A 17,228-nucleotide genomic window follows, 5' to 3' on the forward strand; every position below is an offset into this window, starting at 1 on the left:
TTGTCAGGTATCGAGCGTCAGTTGCTGGGCTCATCCGTCCAAAAGCGCAGCGTGATATATCCGATGATAGCGGCGATCGCTGAGACGACGACGATCGACAATTTTGCCGATTCAAGTATGGCACTGCCCGAATCGAGCGCAAGGTGAGCGATGAAGGTTGACATGGTGAATCCGACTCCGGACAAAAGACCCACGCCGAGCAGACTGCGTTGACTGATTTCATCAGGCCGTTTCGCGAAACCGAGCCTTATTCCCAGCCAGACTCCGGCGAAGATGCCGATCGGCTTGCCAAATAGCAGTCCGATAATGATGCCAAGTGCAACAGGTTCGACGAGCAGCCTGCTCAGTGCGGAAGCGTCGATCAATACACCGGCGTTCAGAAACGCGAACAGGGGCAACACCAGCAACACGACCGGGAGTTCCAGACTCTCCTCCCACCGTCGCAGTGGCGTGGTCGCCTCTTGCGCGAGCTTTTCGACCTCAACGATCTGCTGGTGAAACTCCTGATCGGCCAGAACTTCCTTGTGGTCGGCAGCCGGGTCCAGGTCTGAAACCGCCGACTTGACCTCGTCTTTCAGCGTGGCCGGTTCGATCCGTGGTCGCGCAGGGACAGTGGCAGCAACGACCACGCCGGCGATGCTGGCATGAATGCCTGATTGTACGATCGCCACCCACAATCCCACGCCGACGACAGCATACACAAACGGATGTCGAAATCCAGCCCGATTGAGTATTAGAAGCCACAGCATCAACAGGCCTGCCATTGATATCGCGCTCCAGGACAGTTGTTCTGTATAGACGAATGCAATCACCAGAATCGCGCCGATATCGTCGAGAATGGCGACCCCGACGAGAAAGGCCACGACGCTCCTGGATATCCGCGTGCCCAGAGACGCGAGTACACCGATTGCGATGGCCGTATCGGTCGCCATCGGGATACCCCAACCATCTACTATGCCGCCGTCAAAATTTGCATTGATCGCCAGATAGAGCACGGCCGGAACGACCATGCCACCCATTGCGGCACTCAGCAGCAGACCGACACGCGCCAGATCCCGCAACTCTCCGGCAACAAGCTCTCGCTTAATCTCCAGACCAATCAGGAAGAAAAACAATGCGATCAGTCCGTCATTGACCAGGTGTAAAAACGACCATTCGAAGCTCCGTTCTCCGATACCCAGGCGAAAAGACAGGTGCTGGAGTGCTGTCATTTCATACGCATAGGGAGAGTTGGCAATCAACAGGGCAGCGACCAGCGCAAGCAGTAGAAAGGTACTCGCCGTCGTCTGCGCCTTAACGAAGGACGCAAACGGCCCACGCAGCTTGTCCACCTGTTTTTCCAGTTCCAGTTTCACTTGTTCTCTGTGCAGCGCGTATTGGCCGTAAGTCTGACATTACCGTAATCATCTAACAACCACGTGTGATCGGGGATAATGCGAAACACTCAGCGCCCGCGGACAAGCGCTCACACGACAAGGCGAACCGGTCTGCGTAAGTCCATTCGCTGCGGTGCGACAGGCAGCAATATGCGAGTTGCACTAAGGCGATTTCTGTCAAATGACATACCATCCTGCTTGTCTTTTCGTCCGTCCTCTGTGTTGCGACAACCGTTGCATAGTTCGACTATGCGTCTGTTGTCGCGCCTTGATGACGAACGAAAATCCGGCGCAATCTGGTATGCCATTCTCCGGCAATCGCCTAATATAGGCGCATGGATAAATATTTCGACTACCTGCGCAATCGACTGGACACCAGCATCTGGTTCATCCCTGTCACTTTCTGTATTGCAGGTTTTGCGTTTGGCCTGCAGATGCTCTGGCTGGAGCGCCACATCGCCTTCCTGTCTACGAACCTGCTGACGTCGGCCATGCCGGTCGAATCGGCACGCCAGGTACTGAGTGTTATTGCCGGCTCCGTTATCAGCGTTGGCGGTGTTTCGTTCTCGGTAACGATGGTTGCGCTGACACTGACATCGGGCCAGTACGGACCCAAGGTCCTTCGGCAGTTCCTCGAGGACGATAGCAGTAAAGTCAGTCTTGGCCTTTTTCTCGGTACCTACGTCTATGCGCTGGTCGTACTTACCGGTTACAGCGAGACTGACAAACCAAATGTCACGGTATTGATGGCGTTACTACTCGCCCTGTTAGCGCTGGTCGGTTTCATACGCTTCATTCACCGCACCGCAACCGATCTGCAAGCCGACGAGATCGTCGAACGCATCGGCAAGCGACTACAGAACTCGCTCGTTGAACTGGCAAGCGAAAGCGCGCAGTGCGGGAGATCCTGCGACGTCGCCGCATGGCGCCATACCGCCAGCGGACACCGGCCACAGCTTATCGCCTCAGATAGCCAGGGGTACGTCCAAGCCATCGATTACAGGGGATTGGTCGATTGGTGCGTGGAACATGATTGCCGGATGCAGGTGCGAGCCAGGGCCGGTGATTTTCTCGTCAAAGGTGTCTGCGTTTTCAAGGTATTCGGTTGCCCGTCAGCCGATATTGAAGCGGATTTCGAGAACCTCAACCGTCGCGTGATCACCGGACCGGTCAGGACTTCGGTGCAGGATCCGGAATATCCGATTACCCAGCTGAATCAACTCGCGGCACGTGCCCTTTCACCGGGGATCAATGATCCGGGCACTGCAATAAGCTGTGTCGACTCGTTCAGCCTGGCCCTCTCCTGGATTGTCGATCGAGATCTGCCTGGCAGCGTATTCATGGACGATGAAGACGAGGCGCGGCTGCTCATGCGCATCACGAATTTCGACGGCATCGTGAAAGCCGTATTTGCGCCGCTGCGCCAGTACGCCAAATCTGAGGTCTCGGTTGTTGTCAGCTTGCTCGAAGCGCTGTGCCGTCTTGCACAATTGACGACACGCCGAGAACGACTGCAAATACTTGGCCAGCACGGAGACCTTATCCGAGAAGCGATCGATGATCGCGCACTCGCGGCGTATGATATGCGCGACATCCGCCAACGGCATAACCGTCTTCAGGGACTGGCGCAGCGCCTGAACTGCCATCTCGGCGCCTGAGAGGTCCAGTCGATGTGCTGGTCATGGGCAGCAGTCCCCAAACGAATCAACTTCAATACCTCTCGCCAGATCGTCAAGGCGATTCACCATGAAATGCGTCGTCGATCGAAGACAGATAAGAAAGCCCGGGCAATGATTAAAGTGCCCGGGCGTAGAGAGAGGACAGGTGAACAGGTGTTGGCCGAGTGGTCAGATTCCGACCAGCGGCTGTAACAACCGGCTGAACATGTCCGAGAATTTCAGACGGTCATCGGTCGCGATCAGGCAGATACAGACCTCTTCGGTATCCGCCACCGGCTGGTGTTTGACCGAGTCGTCAAGGTCCGCCATGTCGCCGGATCGAAAGCGCCCGATCTCGTCACCGTAGGAACCCCTGAGCACCAGCGTCAGCTCGGAACCGCAGTGGGTATGCCGCGGGATGGAGGTGCCGGGCGCAATCGAAAGCAGACGAACCGTCCCGGATCCACTGTCGATATCCCTGAACACGTATTGCCGTATGCCTGGTACAACGGTACGCCAGTGTACACCGGAAAGCCCCTGTGGCAGGTATGCCTTGAGTACACCGGGCAGGTCATCGCTGCTTTCTTCGCGTGCCGCCGAAGGGAGCGCGACAGCATCCGAGTCGGCCGGTTCCTGATCGATCAGGTCCCAGACCCGGTCCAAGCCGTCTGCGGACATCTGCGCAGCCGGCAGTTCGCCGAGTAGTTCGCCGCCGAGTGCCTCGGCTTCGGCTACCTTCTGCCGGCACTGCGGACAGGAATTCAGGTGAGCCGCAACAACCAGGTTGAATCCCTCGGTCAACGCGCCGGCAGAATAGGCCATCAACGTGGACTCATCAGGATGATGACGAATACTCATGACTGCTCTCCGATCGCTGCCCGCAGCTTGCCAAACGCGAGCCGCATGCGTGACTTTACCGTTCCCAGCGGCAGATTCAGCCGCTTCCCTATCTCCGACTGGGTCATTCCCTCGAAATAGGCCAGTTGAATGACTTCGAGCTGCTCTGCAGGCAGTTCCCGCACCATGGCTGGCAGTCGCGATGCGTCGATCCGATCCGTTGATCTGGTGTGACTGTCCATGCCGTCGTCGGCTATTTCAGCGGTCTCCGTGAGATCTACCTCGTGAAACCGCTGCCGTCGCAGGCGGTCGATACGCAGGTTTCTCGCGATGCGGAATATCCATGCTCCTGGTGCAGCGCGCGACGCCTCGTACTGTCTGGCCTTTCGCCACACCTGCGACATGGTTTCCTGGGCCAGGTCATCCGCTGTTGCGGGATCTGCGCCCTGGCGCTGCAGATAACTCTTTACCTTGGGCGCGAAGTGCACGTAGAGCTTCTCGAAGGCGTGGCGGTCGCGATCATTCGCGACGCAGACAAGCCACTCGACCGACTGGGAAGCGAGCAGTTCGGCTGGCGCGATAGTATCTTGCGGGGTGGATTCTAGCGTGGTCACCGCCAGCATGTTAACTCCAGAGCTGCGTTGGATACAGTCTCTACGGCGACAGCGATGATTCGGATCACAGTCAGAAATTATCTCCAATGCATTGATCCGCGCGGTGTTACCGCACGTAATCAGGACAACTCGATGCAAACAGACTCAATAGCGCTATGAATGACCATGTCAACAGCAACGGGCGACTTCGAATCGCCGTCGTCGGCAGCGGCATCTCGGGTATGGCTGCCGCCTGGATGCTGGCCTCGAGACACGAAATCACCGTCTATGAAAAAGACGATCGTCCGGGCGGACATACGAATACCGTTATCGTGGAAGACGGCCAGCACCCGGTCGCGGTCGATACCGGCTTCATCGTCTACAACGGGCGCAATTATCCCAACCTCGTAAAGCTTTTCGACTACCTTGGCGTCGAAACCCGGACGACCGATATGTCGTTCGGCGCCTCGCTGGATGGCGGCCGGTTCGAGTATTCCGGCGTGAGCCTCTCCGGTCTGATCGCCCAGCGTCGTAACCTCTTTCGCCCGAGGCTCTGGCGAATGGTTCGCGATATCCTGCGCTTCTACCGGGAGGCTCCTGTCGATCTGGCGGATGCGGGATCGGAGGAGATGACGCTGGGTGAGTTTCTGGAGCGCAGGGGATACAGCCAGCCCTTCGTGCGCGATCATCTGCTGCCCATGGGGGCGGCGATCTGGTCGACACCCGCCGATCGAATGCTGGACTATCCGCTCGCAGCTTTCGTGCGCTTCTGTGACAACCACGGGTTGCTGCAGCTGAACGATCGTCCCGAGTGGCGTACGGTGGTCGGTGGCAGCCACGAGTACGTCAGGCGTTTGATCGAACCCTACAGGGACAGGATCCTGTTGAATACGGCCGTGACCGCGGTGCGCCGGTACCCGGACCATGTATTCGTCGAGGATCGTCAGGGCAATGCGCGACGTTTCGATCATGTCGTCATTGCCGCCCATGCGGACCAGGCGCTGTCGATGCTCGCCGATCCGGATTCCGCGGAGAGACGCCTGCTGGGCAGATTTGGCTATCAGCGAAACCTGGCCATTCTGCACACGGACACGTCGCTGATGCCGCGGTCACGCCGGGCATGGGCGAGCTGGAATTTTCTCAGCAACGGGCGCGGTTCCGAGCAGCAGGTCTCGGTGAGCTACTGGATGAACCAGCTTCAGGGATTAAAGACGACGAAGCCGCTGATTGTCACCCTGAATCCCCTGACCCCACCCGGCCAGGGTCACGTCCTGCGCAGTTTCATGTACGAGCATCCGGGGTTCGACCTGGATGCCGTTCGCGCGCAGCGAATGCTGTGGAACATTCAGGGCAACAGACGGACCTGGTTCTGCGGCGCACATTTCGGTCACGGGTTTCACGAGGATGGCCTTCAGGCCGGGCTGGCGGTCGCAGAGCAGCTCGGCGGGCTAGAGAGACCCTGGGATCTGGAGAATCCCCATTCCCGTATCACCTGCCATGAGCGCGCTGTCGGCTCGCGCGTCAGGGTCGCGGCGTGACTGCCTCGGCCCTCTATACAGGCAAGGTCGTGCATCAGCGCCACAGGCCGGTCAGGCACCGGCTCGAATACCGGGTGTTTTCCCTGATGGTGGACCTCGACGAACCCGATCGGCTCGATAAGCGCCTCAGGTTGTTCGGTCACAACCGGTTTGCCCTGTTCTCCTTGATGGACCGGGACTACGGGGACGGCACGGGAGGGGACCTGCGCGACTACGTGCGCGGCAGGCTGGCTCAGGCGGGAATCGATGATGCCTCCGGACCCGTGCGACTGCTTTGCTATCCAAGGGTTCTGGGTTACGTATTCAACCCACTCAGCGTCTACTACTGCTATCGGGTGGACGGAACCCTGGGCGCGGTGATCTACGAGGTCAACAACACCCACGGCGAGCGGCACAGCTACGTCATTCCAGTGGAGGAGAAACACGAACGGGCGGCAATTCGACAGGCCTGTGACAAGCGATTTTTTGTCTCTCCCTTCCTGCCCATGGACTGTCGCTACCGTTTCCACCTGCAGCCGCCCGGTGAGCGGCTGGCGCTGTTCATCCACCAGACGCACCGGGGCAAACCGATCCTGGACGCCTGGGTGGTTGGACGACGCAGCGAACTCACGGACGCGGCCCTGTTACGCGCCGCACTCTCGATCCCGTTGCTCACCTTAAAGGTGATCTCGGCGATTCACTGGGAGGCCCTGAAGCTTTGGCTCAAGCGACTCCCCGTTTTTGACCGTACCCCAGGCCCCGCCCACGGGGTAAGCCTCATCGAAAGGAACTCCCGGCCATGAAGACAGAAAACAGTGTTGTTCTCGACCGCCTGCCGTCACCCTACCAGACCCCCCGGATCGTTGGCGCCGGATGGTCCGATCGCGCCTCGATGGAGGTGTTGATGCATGTCTGGCGGCATCTTCGGTGCGGCGTACTGACGGTTCGCCTGCCTGACGGTCAATCCCGCCATTTCGAGGGCCGGGAGGCGGGCCCGGTGGCGGAGATCGATATCCTGTATTACAAGGCGTTTCGGAGACTCCTCACCGGCGGTGATCTCGGATTCGCCGAGAGTTACATCGACGGAGACTGGGATACGCCGGATCTGACGGGAATGATGCAGCTCGTCATGGCCAATCTGGACGGCCTGAAAACACTTTTGAACGGTACGGCGCCGGCCCGTCTCGTCAATCGTCTTTTTCATCGGCTGCGTGACAACTCGCGCCGCGGAGCCAGGCGAAACATTTCTTTTCATTACGATCTGGGGAATGATTTCTACACAAAATGGCTCGATTCGAGTATGACCTATTCATCGGCGCTCTACGAGAGCGACGATATCCCGCTCGAAGAGGCGCAGCAGCGGAAGTATCGGCGAATTCTCGACATCGCCGGAATCGGTTCGGGGAAAAAGGTGCTCGAGATCGGCTGCGGATGGGGTGGGTTCATGGCGCATGCCGCCCGCCTCGGTTGTGAGGTCGACGGCTTGACGCTGAGCCGGGAGCAGCTCGATTACGCCAACGGACGTATGCGGACAGAGGGGCTGGACGCACAGGCCGGCGCGAGCCTGACTGACTATCGCGACAGTTCCGGGCAGTACGATGCCGTGGTATCGATCGAGATGCTCGAAGCGGTGGGAGAGGCTCGCTGGCCGGACTATTTCAGTACGCTCTTTCGACGGCTGAAGCCGGGAGCCGCGGCAGTCCTGCAGGTGATCACCATCGACGAAGCGGGATTCGAGAACTACCGGAACAACCCCGACTTCATCCAGCGCCACGTCTTTCCCGGCGGCATGCTTCCGACCCGCGGTCATCTCGATCGGCGGGCGCGGGCGGCCGGACTCGTCCCCGAACACGCGGAAACCTTCGGTCTGTCCTACGCACGGACACTGGCGCAGTGGCGCAGTCGTTTTGAGCGGTCCTGGTTGGATATACGTTCGTTCAACTTCGACGATCGGTTCTTCCGTCTGTGGAGTTACTACCTGTGCTATTGCGAGACCGGGTTTCGCAACGGTGCCATCGACGTCGGCATATACCGTTTCCGTCGCCCCGCTGAATGAGCACGCCGGTTGATCCCGGTCGTGGAGACGATGTCCGGCTGCGCGGATGTCGTTGTCGTTATCCAAGGCCTGCGAACCGGATTGCTTGATCAATGAATCACACCTCCGACAAGCTGCCCCGCAGCCATCTGCTTTTCTACGCGCTTCCGGGACTGGTGACGGCGATACCCACGATTCCGGTGTTCACGCTGTTGCCGACGTTCTACGCCGAGACCGTCGGGCTGGGCCTCGCCCTGACCGGGGTACTGCTGTTTGCCGGACGAGCGCTGGACGTGGTCTCGGACCCGATCGTCGGCTGGCTGGCCGACCGTGAAGGCGGTAAGAGGCTCACCCGGCTTATTCTGACGGGTTCATTGCTCGGCGCGCCTGGCCTGGTGCTGCTGCTGTCCCCGCCGTCCGATCCGGGGCCGGTCCTGGGGGCGGCCTGGCTGCTGGGATGTAGTGCGCTTCTGTACCTGGGGTGGACGCTGATACAGATTCCCTACCTGACCTGGGGATCACGGCTTTCCGACAGCTATCACCAACGCACCCACGTCACCACGGCCCGGGAAGGTGCGGTGTTGTTCGGTATTCTCCTCTCCGGTTCGCTGCCGGCGATACTGGGCGGCGTGGGCCTCGACGAGCGTCAGAGCTTGTCGGGTCTCGCATGGCTTGCGGTCGGACTCGGCGTACCCGCCTTCTACCTGCTGTTGCGCCGCCTTCCGCCCCCTGCGCCACGTGAGCCGGCCCCTTCCGGTTGGCGCGGCCTCGCCGGCAACCGCCTGTTCGTGCGACTGCTCGCTGCCTGGTTCCTGAACGGGTTGGCTGGCGCGATTCCGGCTGTGCTTTTCCCCCTCTACTGCACCCACGTCCTGCAGGTCGAAGACCAGACCAGGAACCTGCTGTTGGCGCTGTATTTCGGCAGCGCCGTGGCCGGTATTCCGCTGTGGCTCGTCCTGAGCCGCCGACTCAACAAGCATCGGGCCTGGAGTCTCGGAATGATGATCGCCTGTCCGGCGTTCGCGTTCGCTGCCTTTCTCGAGGCCGGTCAGTGGCAGGCATTCGCGGCGATCTGCGTGACGACCGGTCTGTGTCTCGGCGCCGACCTCGCGTTGCCGCCGGCGATCCAGGCCGACGTCGCGGACTGGGACCGGCTGCGTTTCAGGCGAAACCGCACCGCGGCCTTGTTCTCGCTGTGGAATGTGTCCGCGAAACTCGCGCTTGGCCTGGCCGCGCTGATCGTACTGCCGCTGCTCGGGGCCATGGGGCTCGAAGACACGGTGGCAGCACCCGCCGCGATCACCGCACTGGCAGTGATCTATGCACTGCCGGCCTGCGTACTCAAACTGACGGCGGTCGCGCTGATGTTCCGCCTTCCCTTGACACGCGACCGTCAGTCCCTGATCTCGACAAGGTTGCGGCGTCGAGATATCCCCTTCGACACAGGCTGAACAGTGATGAAGACCCTGAATCTGATGCTCGCGACCCTCACAATGGCTGGATGTGGAACCATGAATACCGAGGACTTCGTCGGAAAGGAACCAAGTCTGGATCTGTTCGAGTACTTTGCCGGATCGACCATGGCCTGGGGCCTGTTCGAGGATCGGTTCGGTAAGGTCCGGCGCCAGTTCAAGGCCGACATACAGGGAAACGTCAAGGGTGACGTGCTGGAGCTGGAAGAGGATTTTCGATTCGCCGACGGCGAAGTGGATGAGCGGACGTGGCGCATCCGTCGCACGGGTGACAACACCTATAGCGGCACGGCCGCGGATGTCGTCGGGGAGGCCGTCGGCGCCACCGCCGGCAATGCCGTCAACTGGCGCTACACCATGGATCTCAAGCTAGGCGATGGCACGATGCGTGTGAAGTTCGACGACTGGATGTTTCTCCAGGCCGATGGTGTCCTGATCAACCGCGCCAGGGTCAGCAAACTTGGCCTGGAGATCGGTACGGTGACGCTGTTCTTCACCAAGCCGCAGACTGCGATGAACGTTCAGCCCTGAACGTCAACATCCGTTCCGCCCTGATCGACGTAAATCAGCTGATCCGTGTCGAAACCCAGCCTCTTCGCCTTGCGGACGAATTGTTCGATGATTGCCTTATCGATCGTGGGGGTGCGCGCGAGTAGCCAGAGGTACGACTTGTTCGGGCCGGAAACCATGGCGTAGCGATAATCCGGATCCAGGTCGAAAATGATGTAGGATCCATAAAATGGGCCGAAGAACGAAACCTTCAGAAATCCCTTTTCGTCTCCTTGAACAAAGAACGCCTTGCCCTCCGCCCGGGACCACTCCCCCGATTCCATGGAGTAGCCTTCATTGACCACGCGGATACCACCGTCTTCACGCTTGCTGTAGGTCGCGCTCACCTGAGTCAGGCCCCGTTCGAAGGAATGATCGAGCCTTGCGATTTCGTACCATTTGCCGAGATATCGACTGGGCTCGAATCGCTCGACCGGTTCGACACCGTCTGGAACACCGACGCATCCAGCGAGTAAATACAGCGCTGCTGACATCAGCAAGCAGCGAACTTTTACGCTGGCGGACCTGGATTTAAGGTATCGGCGGTCTATCGGAGACATGGGTTTTTCCTGATTCATGGGTCTATCGGTTGTCAACTTTTCGATCTCTCTGCCATGGGTAACAGGGGCAGATCTACCGTCGGGATGATTCCGTCGAGAACGATGTCTCTATCTTCTGCTTGCAGACGGGGGCGGTTACTGTTTCGGTGGCGAGGCCTTCGAGGCGACAAAACGAATGATCGCGCCCAGTACGGGCAGACGGGCGTAGAAACCGGTGGCCGCATCCCAGTAATCCAGATGCGCCCTCAGCCGGCCGTCTGCGGCGAACTGCAACTCGCTCATCCCGGTGACCTTCCAGTCTCCGATCACGGAGATGCGACCCGTCATTTCCCATTTCACGTAGGCCGTGCGTCCGGAGATGGCGGTATCCCTGACCTCGAAGCGTGGGTCCTGTATCTGCTTCAGCGTGTGTACCAGTAGTGCATGCAGGGACTCCCTGCCACGCAGATCGTTGAACGGGTCGCGGAAGCGCACGTCTTCGGTCGTCAGTTGTTCCAGGCGTGCGGGCGACGGGACACCGTCCGTGCCAAGTCGGGTGAACACCGCGGTCCATTCGGCGCAGGCTCGCGCCACACTGTCATCCGGAGCGGTCATCCGACCATTCGCCGAGCCAGCGGTAGCCAGAGCCGGTACGGCAGCACGCGGGCGATCTTCAGCCACGCCACGAAACGGCGCGGAAAAGCGATCTCGAACCCGGTACCCTGGAGCCCCCGGATGATGCGGGATGCGGCCTGCTCGGGCGTCATGATTGCCGGCATCGAAAAGTCGTTTTTGGCGGTAAGACGGGTGGATACGAAACCGGGATTCACCAGCCGGATGTCGACGCCGCTGCCCGAGAACTCCGTGCGCAGGATTTCCGCCAGGTTGATCAGCGCCGCCTTGGTCGGGCCGTAGGCCGCGGCCTTGGGCAGGCCGCGGTAACCGGCCACCGACGCCACGATCGCAACCTGCCCGGTGCCGCGGGTCTTCATTCGCGCGAGGAGGGGCATGAGGACATTCACCACGCCGAGATAGTTAATCTCCATGTGCCGCCGAAAGACCGAAGGCTCTGCAATCCCTCCCGGAATCGGCTCGTAGATTCCGGCACCGAGCACGGCCAGGTCGACATGGCCCTGGGTGGATTCGATGGTGTCCAGCGCATCGGCCGTCATCTCAGGATCGGTGACGTCCAGGGGATGCGAGGTGATCGGCGGATGCTCGGATTCGAGTCGATACAGTTCTCCGGCACTCCGGGCTGATGCCGCGACTCGGACACCGGCGTCGGCCAGCGCAATCGCCAATGCCCTGCCGATGCCCTGGCTCGCGCCCGTGATCCAGGCAGAGCGCCAGCTGTCACTCACAGGATGGTGGGGTCGGCGCAGTTTCGGCAGACATACTCGATATCCGAACCATCCCGGCCCTTGAATCGTAGCCCGTGCCACAGCCCATTGGTGTCATACCACGATTGGAGGTTCAGATCGCCCTCATACCGGTACACATCGAGTTCCGTATCGGCGTTCGATCTGGTCTTTCTAACGATCGCGTCGTCGTCAGTTGCGATACTAACCCGATTCATCTGTCCAGTGAGCGTGTTGAGGACACGGTCTGTTTCGAGAACCTTCGGATTCCAGTGGTTGGTCGGGAACACCGGCATCGGCACGCTGTATTCCCGCCCGTCGAGATCGGACCAGAAAAACCGGTCCTCGCGCCGCTGACCGACGATCCTGGTTTCCCGGCCGTCGTCGTCCACCTCTACCGTCAGGTCCCGAATTCCCTGCTCATCCCACCGTTCCCGGGCCTCGTAGCGCATGCGGTAGAGCGGGAAGCCGAGCAGGGTGACGTCGATGGCGGAGCGGGCGACCACGTGCGTCTCGCTGCCCATGCGCTCGATCATCAGTTCGTGCTCGCCAATCGGTTTGCCGTTGCGCAGGATGTCGAACAGTAAATGCCGACTCTCTGCCTGTACGGTGCTCGAGGCGAAACCGGCGAAGACGAGCAGGGCCATGCCGAACCGCCTCGCTCCGAAAGCACAAAGTCTATTGCGACATTTCATATTTCCGGGTCCATTGTGAAACTGAGTTTTCTCCGGCGATCGATCGCCTCTGCACGCCCCTCACATTGAAATACGAAATACCCGTGGTAGTGGATCACGGTTCGGATCCTCGCCTGGTCGATCGGCGAGTCGGCAGAATGGCTACAATCCTGGTTGTTCCGGCAGCCTCGGACGCCACCACGGGATATCCGATTGTCGGCTACGTCGCCGTGTTAGCCTTGGTCCCGGAAGTCAGCATGACGATCGGCGGATTCAATGCCAAGCATACATAGATACGAGATTCCAACGATTATCCTGTCGATCCTTATCGCAGGCGTGGCGTTGTTCCTCTGGGTCGGTAGAGACAAGCCCGTCGAGGTCACCGTGGAAACGGTAGGCTTCGGGACGGTCCAGGACACCGTGACCAACACGCGGGCCGGGACGATCAAGGCCTGCCGCCGCGCCGGTATCTCGCCCTCCATCGGCGGGCAGATCGACAAGCTAAGCGTCAAGGAGGGGGACGAGGTCAAGGCCGGTCAGTTGCTGGTGGAACTGTGGCACGAGGACCAGAACGCCGAACTGGAGCTGGCCACCAGCGAGGCCAGGGCGGCGGAAGCCACGGCCAGGCAGTCCTGTATCAAGGCCGAGGTGGCGAGCCGCGAGGCCGACCGGCAGAACCGCCTGATGAAGGACAGGTTGACCTCCGAGGAGGCTGTCGACAAGGCCGACGGCGAGGCGCGCGCGTTGCGGGCGGCCTGCAATGCCGCGCACGCCAAGTCCGAGGTGAGTCAAGCCAGGATTCACGTCGTGCAGGCCGCCCTGGACAAGACGCGCCTTACCGCGCCCTTCGAAGGCATCGTGGCTGAGGTCAACGGAGAGGTCGGCGAGTTCGTGACGCCGTCTCCAGTGGGCATCCCGACGCCCCCGACGGTGGATCTGGTGGACGTGAGCTGCCTGTATGTCTCCGCGCCGATCGACGAGGTCGATGCCCCGCGAATCCGGGTCGGCATGAAGGCCGGGATCTCGCTGGACGCGATGGCCGATCAGGTCTTCGAGGGCAGGGTGCGCCGTATCGCGCCCTATGTCCTGGAGGTGGAGAAGCAGGCGCGTACCGTCGAGGTAGAGGTCGATTTTCTCTGCCGTGAGGACTGCCGCCATATGCTGCCCGGCTACAGTGCCGATGTCGAGGTCGTTCTGGATGAAGCCGGCAGGGCCCTGCGAATCCCCACCGAGGCGATCATGGAGGGGAACCGGGTATTGGTACTGACGGACGACGGACTGCTGGAGGAGCGGGAGATCGGCGTCGGCCTGAGCAACTGGGAGTGGACCCAGGTGTCTGCGGGGCTGGACGAAGGACAGGAGGTCGTCGTTTCGGTGGAACGCGAGGGCGTCGAGGACGGCGCGCACGCCGTGCGTGAAGCGCAGGTCGATGATTGAGCTCGAGGGCATCCACCGGGACTTCCGGGTGGGGGACCAGACGGTCCATGCCCTTGACGATGTCAGCCTCGAGATCGAGGCCGGGGAGTACGTCTCCATCATGGGGCCCTCCGGCTCGGGCAAGTCGACGCTGCTCAATCTGCTCGGTCTCCTGGACCAGGCCAGCTCCGGGACCTACCGGTTGAACGGTCAGGATGTCACCTCGCTCAGTGACATCAGGCAGGCGGAGGTCAGGAACCGGGAGATCGGTTTCGTATTTCAGATGTTTCACCTGGTGCCGCGTCTCACCGCAACCGAAAATGTCGAGCTGCCACTGATCCTCGCGGGCTTGGCGCCCCAGCAGCGCCGGCCACTCGTTGCCCGCGCACTCGAAGACCTGAATCTGACCGACCGGAGTCACCACAAGCCAGAGCAGTTGTCGGGCGGCCAGCGGCAACGGGTCGCCATCGCGCGGGCCACCGTCACCGATCCACGGGTGCTGCTCGCGGACGAGCCGACGGGTAATCTTGATCACAAATCGGGCCAGGACGTCATCCGCATCCTCGAAGGGCTCAACGATCGGGGCATCACACTGATCATGGTGACTCATGACGCGGAAATGGGTCGGCGAGCCCGGCGCCAGTTGCACATGATGGACGGCCGACTGAGCCGCGATCGGGGTCCGGGGTGAGATGAAGCTGCGCGGCGCCGATGTCCTGCGGTACTCGGTCGGGTCGCTGCGGGGGTTTCCGTCCCGGACCGTGCTGATGCTGATCGCGATGGCCATCGGGGTGTCCGCCGTGGTCGTGCTCACCTCCCTGGGCGAAGGCGCGCGACGTTATGTGATGGGCGAGTTTTCCTCGCTCGGCACCAACCTGGTGATCGTCATCCCCGGCCGTTCCGAGACCGCCGGGATCAGCCCCACGACGATGATGGGAGAGACCCCGAGGGACCTGACACTGGACGATGCCCGGGCGCTGCTGCGCAGCCGCAGTGTGCGGCGTGTCGCACCGATCAATGTCGGTTCGGCCGACGTCAACTGGAAGGGACGTTCTCGCGAGTCCGTCATCCTGGGCTCCAGTCACGATCTCGCGGGGATCCGGCACTGGAAAGTGCGGCAGGGTCGTTTCCTGCCGAAGATGGCTCTCGACCAGTCGGCGCCGGTCGCCGTGATCGGTGGCAAGATCCGGGACGAACTGTTCGGCGCCAAGCGTGCCCTCGGGGAATGGGTTCGAATCGGCGACCGGCGGTTTCGCGTCATCGGCGTCATGGGTTCCGAGGGGCGCTCGATTGGAGTCGACGTGCAGGAGACTGTCATCATTCCCGTCGCCTCGGCCCAGCAGATGTTCAATACCGCGTCGCTGTTCCGCCTTCTGATCGAGGCGAGGAGCCGTGAGGCGATCGAGCCGGTCAAGAAGCAGGTAACGGAAGTGCTCCAGGAGCGACATCAGGGCGAGAAGGACGTCACCGTGATAACCCAGGACGCGGTGTTGAGCACCTTCGATCGCATCCTGGGGGCGCTGACCTGGGCGGTGGCGGGTATCGGCGCGATCAGCCTGGCCGTGGCGGGGATACTGATCATGAACGTGATGCTGGTCGCCGTGTCACAGCGCACCGCGGAGATCGGTTTGCTCAAGGCGCTGGGCGCATCGCAGGGGCAGATCGTCACGCTGTTCCTGTCCGAGGCCGTTCTGTTGTCGGCCCTGGGGGCGGCGGCTGGATTGCTGCTCGGTGAACTGGGAAGCCTGGCGGTTCGTCACGCGATCCCCGAGTTTCCGGCCCGGGCACCGCTCTGGGCCTTTCTGACGGCGACCGGCGTGGCGCTGCTGACCGGCTTGCTGTTCAGCCTGATGCCGGCGCGCCGCGCCGCGCGGCTGGACCCGCTCCTCGCGTTATCAAGGCGATAATTACTCCCTTGCAATCAGATGGTTATGGCGTAACTATCTGAAGTCCGCCATATCTTTACTACCGTTTACGTCAGTCGTCATTACCGGGGCAACCCGTAAGTGCGCTTAGATAGCACTTAGGCGATTGCCGGAAAATGGCATACCAGATCGCGCCGGATTTTCGTTCGTCATCCAGGCGCGACATCAGGCGCATCGTCGAACGATGTCACGGTTGTCGCAACACGGAGGACGGACGAAAAGACAAGCAGGATGGTATGTCATTTGACAGAAATCGCCTAATGGCCGCAACTTTCACTGTGGCTTGTGGACTGCCCCTTTATCCACCAGCGGTACGAACGCCACGCCCAATACGTCGCGGGTCGTCGTTGTGCCGCCTTCGCCCTTCTCGACGACCATCAATTCCTGCGGCATGAATGGCAATCCCACAGGGATCACCAATCTGGCGCCCTCCTTGAGCTGATTGACCAGTGCCGGCGGGATGTGCGAGGCGGCGGCCGTGACCACTATCCCGTCAAACGGAGCTTTTTCGGGATAACCGAAATGCCCATCCCCGACGGAGATCTCGACATTCGTGTACCCGAGTCTCGCTAGCCGCCTGGTGGCCTGCTGCGCGAGATCCTCAATCACTTCGATGCTGTAGACCTTCCTGACCAGCAAAGACAGCACAGCGGCCTGGTAACCGGAGCCCGAACCTACCTCGAGAACCACGTCTTCCTGCCCCGGGTTCAACAGATCGGTCATCAACGCAACGATATAGGGCTGGGAGATTGTCTGTCCGTGGCCGATCGGTGCGGGACCATTGGCGTAGGCGTAGGCTCTTGCGTCCGGAGGAACGAACTCATGACGTGGTACCGCTCTCATCGCTTCCATGACACGTTCGTTTAGGGCATCCGTGCCGATAAGCGACCGCGTATAGCGCACATGGTACTCTATATCGTCGATCATTCGTTGGCGTTCATCAAGCTTCATCGGCCTGCAATCCTCTCCAAGGTGTGCGCTGGTTCCGCGGACGGTTGAGTCAAGAGAAATTCCTTTGGTGTTCGCTTCACGTTCTCCCTGCGAGAGAAAGTTTGCCTCTGATGTTGCGCATACACAGAATACATTCGTTACCCCTCCCAGTGCAGGTAGAGATCGGGCGGCGTTGCGATTCCTTGCATACGTGCCCTCTACACCACAGAGGCTGATCTGGTACCGGATCCCGATGCGCGGACCCTGACGGTAAGACTGCATCATTGCGCCAACGCCGCCACCGATCGGGTGATCGAGAAACTGTGCGAGGAACTCAACGCGACGGAGA

General features: G+C 60.7%; 18 protein-coding genes. 9 read left to right on the plus strand and 9 right to left on the minus strand.

Features of this window, described 5'->3' with window-relative positions; genetic code table 11:
• Positions 1-17 precede the first annotated feature (17 nt).
• A complete protein-coding gene (gene nhaA, locus LJE91_02450) occupies positions 18-1,355 on the minus strand; it encodes a Na+/H+ antiporter NhaA (protein MCG6867611.1) in 1,338 nt (445 codons plus the stop codon).
• 356 nt (positions 1,356-1,711) lie between these two features.
• Here nhaA and LJE91_02455 point away from each other — a divergent pair, with 356 nt between their 5' ends.
• On the plus strand, positions 1,712-3,034 hold the full coding sequence (locus LJE91_02455) for a DUF2254 domain-containing protein (protein ID MCG6867612.1): 1,323 nt from the start codon (positions 1,712-1,714) through the stop codon (positions 3,032-3,034).
• Positions 3,035-3,223: 189 nt separating this feature from the next.
• On the opposite strand, the gene LJE91_02460 is transcribed toward LJE91_02455, so the two are convergent.
• Positions 3,224-3,892: a ChrR family anti-sigma-E factor gene (locus LJE91_02460; GenBank protein MCG6867613.1), complete on the minus strand. Its 669-nt coding sequence runs from the start codon at positions 3,890-3,892 to the stop codon at positions 3,224-3,226.
• Entirely contained in the window at positions 3,889-4,494 is a 606-nt protein-coding gene (locus LJE91_02465) for a sigma-70 family RNA polymerase sigma factor (GenBank protein ID MCG6867614.1), read from the minus strand. Before LJE91_02465 ends, LJE91_02460 begins: the two co-directional genes overlap by 4 nt.
• A gap of 146 nt (positions 4,495-4,640) precedes the next feature.
• On the opposite strand from LJE91_02465, the gene LJE91_02470 reads away from it, so the two are divergent.
• Together LJE91_02470 and LJE91_02475 are read left to right on the plus strand one after the other, a co-directional pair.
• Complete coding sequence (locus tag LJE91_02470) at positions 4,641-6,002, plus strand: FAD-dependent oxidoreductase (protein ID MCG6867615.1); 1,362 nt, start codon at positions 4,641-4,643, stop codon at positions 6,000-6,002.
• Positions 5,999-6,784, plus strand: a complete 786-nt coding sequence (locus tag LJE91_02475; protein MCG6867616.1) for a DUF1365 domain-containing protein — start codon at positions 5,999-6,001, stop codon at positions 6,782-6,784. Before LJE91_02470 ends, LJE91_02475 begins: the two co-directional genes overlap by 4 nt.
• 35 nt (positions 6,785-6,819) lie before the next feature.
• Here LJE91_02475 and LJE91_02480 read toward each other — a convergent pair whose 3' ends face one another.
• Positions 6,820-7,185 (minus strand): hypothetical protein, encoded by a 366-nt coding sequence (locus LJE91_02480; GenBank protein MCG6867617.1) that lies wholly within the window; start codon positions 7,183-7,185, stop codon positions 6,820-6,822.
• Between LJE91_02480 and LJE91_02485 the strand changes: the two genes are divergently transcribed.
• From LJE91_02485 to LJE91_02495, 3 genes are all read left to right on the plus strand, one after another.
• Complete coding sequence (locus tag LJE91_02485; GenBank protein MCG6867618.1) at positions 7,111-8,037, plus strand: cyclopropane-fatty-acyl-phospholipid synthase family protein; 927 nt, start codon at positions 7,111-7,113, stop codon at positions 8,035-8,037. The two genes, LJE91_02480 and LJE91_02485, sit on opposite strands and share 75 nt — an antisense overlap.
• Positions 8,038-8,129: 92 nt before the next feature.
• Positions 8,130-9,467 carry an MFS transporter gene (locus LJE91_02490; protein ID MCG6867619.1) on the plus strand — a complete coding sequence of 446 codons (1,338 nt, stop codon included), beginning with the start codon at positions 8,130-8,132 and terminating at the stop codon, positions 9,465-9,467.
• A 42-nt stretch (positions 9,468-9,509) separates the two neighbouring features.
• Positions 9,510-10,019, plus strand: coding sequence for a DUF3833 domain-containing protein (locus tag LJE91_02495; protein MCG6867620.1), 510 nt, complete (start codon positions 9,510-9,512; stop codon positions 10,017-10,019).
• Here LJE91_02495 and LJE91_02500 read toward each other — a convergent pair.
• The 4 genes from LJE91_02500 to LJE91_02515 form a co-directional block, all read right to left on the minus strand.
• The gene (locus tag LJE91_02500; GenBank protein MCG6867621.1) at positions 10,010-10,531 is read right to left on the minus strand and encodes a lipocalin family protein; all 522 of its coding nucleotides are present in this window, start codon (positions 10,529-10,531) and stop codon (positions 10,010-10,012) included. The genes LJE91_02495 and LJE91_02500 overlap by 10 nt on opposite strands.
• A gap of 201 nt (positions 10,532-10,732) precedes the next feature.
• Complete coding sequence (locus tag LJE91_02505; GenBank protein ID MCG6867622.1) at positions 10,733-11,191, minus strand: nuclear transport factor 2 family protein; 459 nt, start codon at positions 11,189-11,191, stop codon at positions 10,733-10,735.
• A complete protein-coding gene (locus LJE91_02510; protein MCG6867623.1) occupies positions 11,188-11,937 on the minus strand; it encodes an SDR family NAD(P)-dependent oxidoreductase in 750 nt (249 codons plus the stop codon). Before LJE91_02510 ends, LJE91_02505 begins: the two co-directional genes overlap by 4 nt.
• Entirely contained in the window at positions 11,934-12,581 is a 648-nt protein-coding gene (locus tag LJE91_02515) for a DUF6134 family protein (protein MCG6867624.1), read from the minus strand. The genes LJE91_02510 and LJE91_02515 overlap by 4 nt, the downstream gene beginning before the upstream one ends.
• A gap of 303 nt (positions 12,582-12,884) precedes the next feature.
• Here LJE91_02515 and LJE91_02520 point away from each other — a divergent pair, with 303 nt between their 5' ends.
• From LJE91_02520 to LJE91_02530, 3 genes are read left to right on the plus strand one after another with little or no spacing between them, the layout of a single operon-like run.
• Positions 12,885-14,045 (plus strand): efflux RND transporter periplasmic adaptor subunit, encoded by a 1,161-nt coding sequence (locus LJE91_02520; GenBank protein ID MCG6867625.1) that lies wholly within the window; start codon positions 12,885-12,887, stop codon positions 14,043-14,045.
• On the plus strand, positions 14,038-14,715 hold the full coding sequence (locus LJE91_02525; protein ID MCG6867626.1) for an ABC transporter ATP-binding protein: 678 nt from the start codon (positions 14,038-14,040) through the stop codon (positions 14,713-14,715). Before LJE91_02520 ends, LJE91_02525 begins: the two co-directional genes overlap by 8 nt.
• A gap of 1 nt (position 14,716) precedes the next feature.
• The gene (locus tag LJE91_02530; protein MCG6867627.1) at positions 14,717-15,931 is read left to right on the plus strand and encodes an ABC transporter permease; all 1,215 of its coding nucleotides are present in this window, start codon (positions 14,717-14,719) and stop codon (positions 15,929-15,931) included.
• A 291-nt stretch (positions 15,932-16,222) separates the two neighbouring features.
• On the opposite strand, the gene LJE91_02535 is transcribed toward LJE91_02530, so the two are convergent.
• The gene (locus tag LJE91_02535; protein MCG6867628.1) at positions 16,223-16,900 is read right to left on the minus strand and encodes a protein-L-isoaspartate(D-aspartate) O-methyltransferase; all 678 of its coding nucleotides are present in this window, start codon (positions 16,898-16,900) and stop codon (positions 16,223-16,225) included.
• Positions 16,901-17,228: the final 328 nt, after the last annotated feature.

This window comes from Gammaproteobacteria bacterium, from assembly GCA_022340215.1.
In the GTDB taxonomy this organism is placed as follows: domain Bacteria; phylum Pseudomonadota; class Gammaproteobacteria; order JAJDOJ01; family JAJDOJ01; genus JAJDOJ01.

Excerpts from the sequence above, each read along its gene's own strand:
- LJE91_02515 (MCG6867624.1), bottom strand. The coding sequence starts at position 12,581 with ATGGCCCTGCTCGTCTTCGCCGGTTTCGCCTCGAGCACCGTACAGGCA.
- LJE91_02535 (MCG6867628.1), bottom strand. The coding sequence starts at position 16,900 with ATGAAGCTTGATGAACGCCAACGAATGATCGACGATATAGAGTACCAT.
- LJE91_02490 (MCG6867619.1), top strand. The coding sequence starts at position 8,130 with ATGAATCACACCTCCGACAAGCTGCCCCGCAGCCATCTGCTTTTCTAC.
- LJE91_02520 (MCG6867625.1), top strand. The coding sequence starts at position 12,885 with ATGCCAAGCATACATAGATACGAGATTCCAACGATTATCCTGTCGATC.
- LJE91_02465 (MCG6867614.1), bottom strand. The coding sequence starts at position 4,494 with ATGCTGGCGGTGACCACGCTAGAATCCACCCCGCAAGATACTATCGCG.
- LJE91_02500 (MCG6867621.1), bottom strand. The coding sequence starts at position 10,531 with ATGTCAGCAGCGCTGTATTTACTCGCTGGATGCGTCGGTGTTCCAGAC.
- LJE91_02530 (MCG6867627.1), top strand. The coding sequence starts at position 14,717 with ATGAAGCTGCGCGGCGCCGATGTCCTGCGGTACTCGGTCGGGTCGCTG.
- LJE91_02460 (MCG6867613.1), bottom strand. The coding sequence starts at position 3,892 with ATGAGTATTCGTCATCATCCTGATGAGTCCACGTTGATGGCCTATTCT.
- LJE91_02525 (MCG6867626.1), top strand. The coding sequence starts at position 14,038 with ATGATTGAGCTCGAGGGCATCCACCGGGACTTCCGGGTGGGGGACCAG.
- LJE91_02455 (MCG6867612.1), top strand. The coding sequence starts at position 1,712 with ATGGATAAATATTTCGACTACCTGCGCAATCGACTGGACACCAGCATC.
- LJE91_02495 (MCG6867620.1), top strand. The coding sequence starts at position 9,510 with ATGGCTGGATGTGGAACCATGAATACCGAGGACTTCGTCGGAAAGGAA.
- LJE91_02470 (MCG6867615.1), top strand. The coding sequence starts at position 4,641 with ATGAATGACCATGTCAACAGCAACGGGCGACTTCGAATCGCCGTCGTC.
- LJE91_02485 (MCG6867618.1), top strand. The coding sequence starts at position 7,111 with ATGGCCAATCTGGACGGCCTGAAAACACTTTTGAACGGTACGGCGCCG.
- LJE91_02480 (MCG6867617.1), bottom strand. The coding sequence starts at position 7,185 with ATGAAAAAGACGATTGACGAGACGGGCCGGCGCCGTACCGTTCAAAAG.
- LJE91_02505 (MCG6867622.1), bottom strand. The coding sequence starts at position 11,191 with ATGACCGCTCCGGATGACAGTGTGGCGCGAGCCTGCGCCGAATGGACC.